This is a genomic window from Streptomyces sp. NPDC006265 (genome assembly GCF_040613555.1).
Classification (GTDB): domain Bacteria; phylum Actinomycetota; class Actinomycetes; order Streptomycetales; family Streptomycetaceae; genus Streptomyces.
Map to the genome: position 1 here is coordinate 1 of NZ_JBEXSH010000598.1, position 5,665 is coordinate 5,665.

General features: G+C 68.4%; 6 protein-coding genes. All 6 read left to right on the forward strand.

All coding sequences use genetic code 11. The features are described 5' to 3' along the window. The first annotated feature begins 698 nt into the window (after positions 1 to 698). Complete coding sequence (locus ABZ281_RS34970) at positions 699 to 1,067, forward strand: hypothetical protein (RefSeq protein ID WP_356662099.1); 369 nt, start codon at positions 699 to 701, stop codon at positions 1,065 to 1,067. 780 nt (positions 1,068 to 1,847) lie between these two features. After that, positions 1,848 to 2,480 carry an LPXTG cell wall anchor domain-containing protein gene (locus tag ABZ281_RS34975; RefSeq protein ID WP_356662100.1) on the forward strand — a complete coding sequence of 211 codons (633 nt, stop codon included), beginning with the start codon at positions 1,848 to 1,850 and terminating at the stop codon, positions 2,478 to 2,480. A 663-nt stretch (positions 2,481 to 3,143) separates the two neighbouring features. Then, the gene (locus ABZ281_RS34980) at positions 3,144 to 3,428 is read left to right on the forward strand and encodes a hypothetical protein (protein ID WP_356662101.1); all 285 of its coding nucleotides are present in this window, start codon (positions 3,144 to 3,146) and stop codon (positions 3,426 to 3,428) included. Positions 3,429 to 3,654: 226 nt separating this feature from the next. Continuing rightward, positions 3,655 to 4,098: a tyrosinase family oxidase copper chaperone gene (locus ABZ281_RS34985; protein ID WP_356662103.1), complete on the forward strand. Its 444-nt coding sequence runs from the start codon at positions 3,655 to 3,657 to the stop codon at positions 4,096 to 4,098. Then, complete coding sequence (locus ABZ281_RS34990) at positions 4,082 to 4,948, forward strand: tyrosinase family protein (RefSeq protein ID WP_356662102.1); 867 nt, start codon at positions 4,082 to 4,084, stop codon at positions 4,946 to 4,948. Before ABZ281_RS34985 ends, ABZ281_RS34990 begins: the two co-directional genes overlap by 17 nt. Positions 4,949 to 5,065: 117 nt before the next feature. Further along, positions 5,066 to 5,596 (forward strand): integrase core domain-containing protein, encoded by a 531-nt coding sequence (locus tag ABZ281_RS34995; protein ID WP_356662104.1) that lies wholly within the window; start codon positions 5,066 to 5,068, stop codon positions 5,594 to 5,596. Positions 5,597 to 5,665: the final 69 nt, after the last annotated feature.

Below are 5,665 nucleotides of genomic sequence, written 5' to 3' on the forward strand. Positions count from 1 at the left end.
GGCCGTCGGCATGCCGACGGCCTCTGGGTCCGGCGACAGTCCCAGAGCCACTGTGGGCGGCGAGCGCCGTCGATCCCGTCGTCGTCGGCCGCCCCAGGGGCACTTGGGGGCGTCCCGCGGCTCCCTGCTCGACGCCAGGGGCGCTCACCGGTTTTCCGCCCCCACGACTGCCCGGTTCATCGTGAGCTGCCGCGCTCGGCCCCGAACCGGACCCGCTCGGCTTGGCGTTGTTGGCCAGCGCCACGAGATCGATCGCCGAGTGGGCTTCGCAGCCGTACCGGACGCACCGGCCTCCGGGGTGACTGTCCTCCCGCGTCGACGAATTGGCTGCTCCCTCACGCCCTCACCGTCCACTGCCGCAGAGCCTCAGCGCGCCGGGCCATGCGCGAAGCGAACCGCCGGCCATCGACGCGTTCGAGCCGGTGCCGGGGCGGCGGGTGAATGCACACGGCACCGCTTTCGAGCAGCAGGCGAAGATATGGCGTCTATTCAACTCTGAATCCCGGGCGGCGCGCCATCGCTCTCCTGGCTGATTGATGTGCCATGACCTGCGCCTTATGAAATTCATATCACCCGCCATGCGGGGCCATCCGGATGAAGTTGAGGGGCCAGGGCCCTCTCAAGTGGTGTGCGGTTCGGAGTTGGGGCAATATCGGTTCCGTTCTTCCAACGGAGAAGGACCGAAACGGAGAGATTCAATGCGCAAGAGCATGAAGTTGGGCGCCGCCTCGGCCCTCGCTGCGGTGGCCATCGTCGCCGGTTCCGCCTCGGCTGCCAGCGCGGGCACCGGCCACCACCCGGCGGACGACCCGTACGTCTGCGGCAACACCGAGGCCGAGGCCGACGGGGACATCGCCGGCGACGGCCCGGTCCCGAACTGCCAGTTCGGCGACATCAACATCTTCAACACGAACAACAACGAGAACGAGAACGAGAACGAGAGCGTCAACGTCAACGACAACGAGGCCGACGCGGCGGCTGCCGCCGACGCCGGGCTCGAGCTGACGGTGGACCTCGGTGGCCTCCTCGGTGGCGGTGGGGTTCCCGCCCCCGCTCCCGCTGTGTGACATCTGCGGAACGAGCGGAGCTCCCCGATCCCGGACGGTGACTGGTCAAGTCCCGTTCGCCGATCACGGGTAGCCGTTCTCGATTCCCGAGGACTCGTGTCCCGAGGGTCCGGGTCCCGAGAATTCGTGACCAAAAACCGAAGGCGTCTCTCCCTGGCCGACGGATCAGGCAGCAGCCTGGTCCGTCGCGGGAGGGGCGCTTTCTGTTCACCGGGGTTGAACGCCCAATCGCTGCGCCGCAGGCGATGGGGCCAGAGTGTGCACCGGAGGGGAAATGGGCGACATGATCGTCCTGCCGCGTTGTCCGGAAACGGGAAAGGCATCGTTCCGCACCGAAGGCGGGGCTCGCGCGTGGTTGGTCAGGCAGCCGCTGTTGGAGCGGATTCCGGACCGGATCTATCAGTGCCCATGCTGCCGGTATTGGCATTTCACCGGATCGCACCACCTGACAAGTCAGAAAATCAAGCGGCGGCGCAACTACGGTAGACATGAAGTCGCTCCCCGACGCAGTCGTGGGAGGAGGGGGAAGGCCTGACAAGCGAGTGACCGGTCGAGCGGGCACGAGGCTTTCACCGTTCCGGCTGCGGCTGCGGCTGCGGCTGCGGGCACCTTGCTTGGTCCCGGTGCGCGACAGACACGAGATTCCACAGCATCTGCCGTCCGGCGACGGCGAGCCTTCGTCGGAACAGCGGCCGACTGGCTGTGGAAAGGCCGGCCCTGATCCTGTACCTCGGGCTCCACAGCCGGTACATCAGTCCTTCGAGCAGGAAGACGACGAGAATGCGACAGAACCTGAGCAGGGCATTGTTCGTGGCCGCCGCCGCGACGAGCATCCTGCCCCTGTACGGGGGCGCTGCGTTCGCGGACTCCCGGTCCGACGTTCCCCCGAATGCCTGCGGCAGTCCGAGTGCCACGGGTGCCTCACTGAACCCGTCCCTCGAGAAGCACTGCGATGCCGGCCCGAACCCGCACGCTGCCGCCCGCAACTTTGACAACAGTGAGAACTTCACGCGACTCGGCCGAAGCCACGCAGGTGGCTCCGCCGGTGCTGACGAAGCCGGGTACGGCGACGACAGCGGTTACGGCGACGACGAGACCGGGTACGGCGACGACAGCGGTTACGGCGACGACGAGACCGGGTACGGCGACACCCCGACTACGCCGCCGACTACGCAGCCTCCGACCACCCAGCCGCCGACCACCCCGCCGCCGGTGAATTCCGAGCCGCCGACGTCAACGCCCACGACCCCACCGACCTCGTCCACGCCCGACGAAGAGCCCCCCGCTGAGCCGCCCTCCCTCGCCGAAACCGGCAGTGAGCAGCAGGTGCTCGTGGCCTCGGGGCTCGCCGCGATCCTTACGGCGAGCGGCGTCGTCCTCTACCGGAAGGGCCGGGCGATCTCCCGTCGATAGTGGCTCCACCTCCTCCGGATGCCGGACGCACAGCGTCCGGCATCCGAGCATGTGGCGAGACCCGCTCACTCGTGCGAGCGGTCGGACTGGTCGGGCCGGGCACAGCCATGGCCGTACAGCAACGGCTCCGCAGCAGATGACTCGTGCCTGTCGTCGCCGGTATCGCTGTGCCCGCCATCTTGGTGCCCGGACCGGGGCAGGCCGTGGGGATCGGGGAGGAGAGGGCCGCCACGAGACGGGTGCCGACGGTGACGAGGTGCGGGCGCTGCTACGCCAGGGCGCGCGGCCGGGGAGCTCGAGACGGTTGGCTCGTGGCCAGCGTCTCCGGCCTCCTGGGCAACCTGCCAGCCGTGCCGGCCTGCCACTCCCGCTGCCTTCCCGAGCGCGGGCAGGTGTGCCTGAGGGGAAGCAGGCACCCGGCCACGGATGCCGTACCGGCCCCGTGGCGAGCCGGTATGAAAATTCCATTTCAGATGGCCGGACCAGGTCTTTTCCCTGCTCATGCGAGGATGAGGAAGACGGATAGGGCACGCCCTTCAATCGGGTGACCTTGCGTGTGAGCCATCGAAATTCCTGCGTGCGGGGTTTCCGCTCAGTCCGGGCCTCGTTGAAAAGGGTGAAGTAATTCACCCTGGTGACTACCGAGTTGCCGCAGAAAGGAAGATGATGAAGCGTCTTAAGGCTGCCGCCCTCGTTGTCGGGTCCCTGGTCATGGCCGGTGCCGCCACTCCCGCTTTCGCTCTCGAGGTGCCGAAGGTCCAGGCCGCCGACCTCGCCGAAGAGGCGAACAAGGTCGCGAAGCATGTCGACCCGCGGTCGACGGCCCCCCAGTCGGAGGAGCTCGACACAGAGGTCCAGGAATTCCTGCCCGGCACCGCCCAGGAGACGAAGAAGGCTTTCGATCGTGAGAGCGCTCGACTGGCCCGCGGACTGCAGGCGCAGGGCTGAGCCGGGTCGCCCGGCCCATTCACCGTGTATGGAATCGGCCCGCGGAGCGTGTGTCACGCGACCGTCTTTCAGGGCGAGGAGGAAGCAGGCATTGCGAACAGGTAAACCACTGCACCCACAACCAGCATGCCCCGCACCGGCGTCCGCGCCCGCGGCCCCTGATTCTGCCCCCCCTGCGGTAAAGCCGCCCGCCGTGCACCACGCCAGGGCCGTGGTGCGGCGCCGGATGCTGTGGGGGCTGTTCGCATCAGCGTTCACGGTGCCTCTCGCCCCGGTTCTGGTGGCGTCGGGGACGACCGGGAGGGCGTCGGGATCGGAGGGGAAGGCGCCGGGACCGGCAGGAGACGAGGAACGGTTCGACGAGACGTATCGCGGGCGCCGTATCGCAGGTGTCAGGTATGACACCGGGCGGCCCGGGGAGGGCAGCCCGAGGGCATGGCACGTCACCGTGGACGGGCGGCCGTTGCATCTGATGCGCCGGGCGGACGGCAGCTGGATGAGCATGGTCGACCACTACGAGTCGTACGCGACCCCGCTCGCCGCCGCGCGTGCTGCCGTCGACGAACTCGGCCCCGACGAACAGCTCGGTACGCCGGGCGAGCGGGACAGTCGCACGGAGAGCGGGACCAACGCCGCCGAGGGGGAGCATCGCCATGGTGTACACGCGTAAGGACATCAGCACGCTCACCCGGTCCGAACGACGCCGACTCGTCAACGCGCTGCTGGAGCTGAAACGACGCGGCGAGTACGACGCGTTCGTGCGTACGCACATCGACTATTACACCCCCGACGGTGAGGACGGCCTGCGCGCCGCCCACATGTCGCCCTCCTTCCTGCCCTGGCACCGCAGGTTCCTGTTGGACCTGGAGAACGCGCTGCGCCGCGTGGACGAGTCCGTGACAGTGCCGTACTGGGACTGGACGCGCAACCGCACGCCGACGGCCGTACCGTGGACCGATGACCTGCTGGGCGGCACCGGGCGGAGTTCCGACCGGCAGGTGATGTCCGGCCCCTTCGCCTACGGCCGGGGCGTGTGGACGATCAAGGTGGGGATCACCGAGACGGAGTTCCTCACGCGCGACCTGGGCCGTCCGCGGGACTCGATCGCGCTGCCGACGGCCCGGAATCTGGAGGAGGCCCTCAACGATCCGGTCTACGACACGGCACCCTGGAACTCCAGGTCGACCAAAGGGTTCCGCAACAAGCTGGAAGGGTGGGGGCCCGGGCGCGGCGCCGCTTCGTGGCGCACCCACAACCGGGTACACCGTTGGGTCGGCGGCCACATGATGGGCGGCGCATCTGTCAACGATCCCGTCTTCTGGTTCCACCACGCCTTTGTGGACCTTCTCTGGTCCCGCTGGCAGCGGCGGCACCCGGGCGCCCGCTACCTTCCCGCGAAGCCGCTCGCCCGGGGGGACGCACAACGCGGTCGGGTCGTTGCGCGGCATCAGAGGATGCCGCCGTGGGACGTCACTCCGGACCAGTTGGAGGACCATAGTCAGATCTACCGGTACGCGTAGTCCGTTCTACCGGCACGCGCAGTCCGTACGAGCCCGGTGCGGGTGCGCACGCGCGGCACGCGAACGGGCACGGCGAGGCTTGTGGGTGTACGTGGAGATGTGCCGGCCAGGCACCGGATGGGGCGAGTCGGGTCGGCGCTGGACAACGCCGCCGCGGAGTCGTTCCACTCGGTCCTCAAGGTCGAGTACGTCCACCGACACACCTTCGCCACGCGGGCCGAGGCACGGCTGAAGAGGGCGACGTGGATCGCGGACTTCTACAACACGAAGCGGCGTCACAGCGCGGCCGGCCGGAAACCGCCCGTCGAGTTCGAATGGATCATCCAGGAAACGCGAGCCCGGACCGACCGGGAAGGCCGGGCCGCAAAACCAACTTCTCTACGAAAACAGGGGATTGACACCACTGCGGGCGATGGCGTCCCTGGTCACAGGCGGGTGGTGAAGCGCCCGTCGGGCAGGTTGCGCAGCCAGCCGCGGTCGACGAGTCTGACCATCTTCCGCGCAGCGGTTCCAACTGGCCCGCACGGTGACGTCGGCCCCCAGCATCTCGCCGACCTGGCGGACCATGACCGGCCCTGCGACCTGACGCACGGTGGCGAGGCTGCGCTGGTAGTCCGGCGGAAGCATGGTCTCCTCCATGTCCGGTGATCGGCGTACGCCTCCGTGTCCGACTCGGCCCCCGGGTCGACCGCAGCTCCCGAACTGTCGCATAGGGTT

Bases quoted from the DNA above. Each gene is read 5' to 3' on its own strand.
- ABZ281_RS34970 (WP_356662099.1), top strand. From the start codon at position 699: ATGCGCAAGAGCATGAAGTTGGGCGCCGCCTCGGCCCTCGCTGCGGTG.
- ABZ281_RS34975 (WP_356662100.1), top strand. From the start codon at position 1,848: ATGCGACAGAACCTGAGCAGGGCATTGTTCGTGGCCGCCGCCGCGACG.
- ABZ281_RS34980 (WP_356662101.1), top strand. From the start codon at position 3,144: ATGATGAAGCGTCTTAAGGCTGCCGCCCTCGTTGTCGGGTCCCTGGTC.
- ABZ281_RS34985 (WP_356662103.1), top strand. From the start codon at position 3,655: ATGCTGTGGGGGCTGTTCGCATCAGCGTTCACGGTGCCTCTCGCCCCG.
- ABZ281_RS34990 (WP_356662102.1), top strand. From the start codon at position 4,082: ATGGTGTACACGCGTAAGGACATCAGCACGCTCACCCGGTCCGAACGA.
- ABZ281_RS34995 (WP_356662104.1), top strand. From the start codon at position 5,066: ATGGGGCGAGTCGGGTCGGCGCTGGACAACGCCGCCGCGGAGTCGTTC.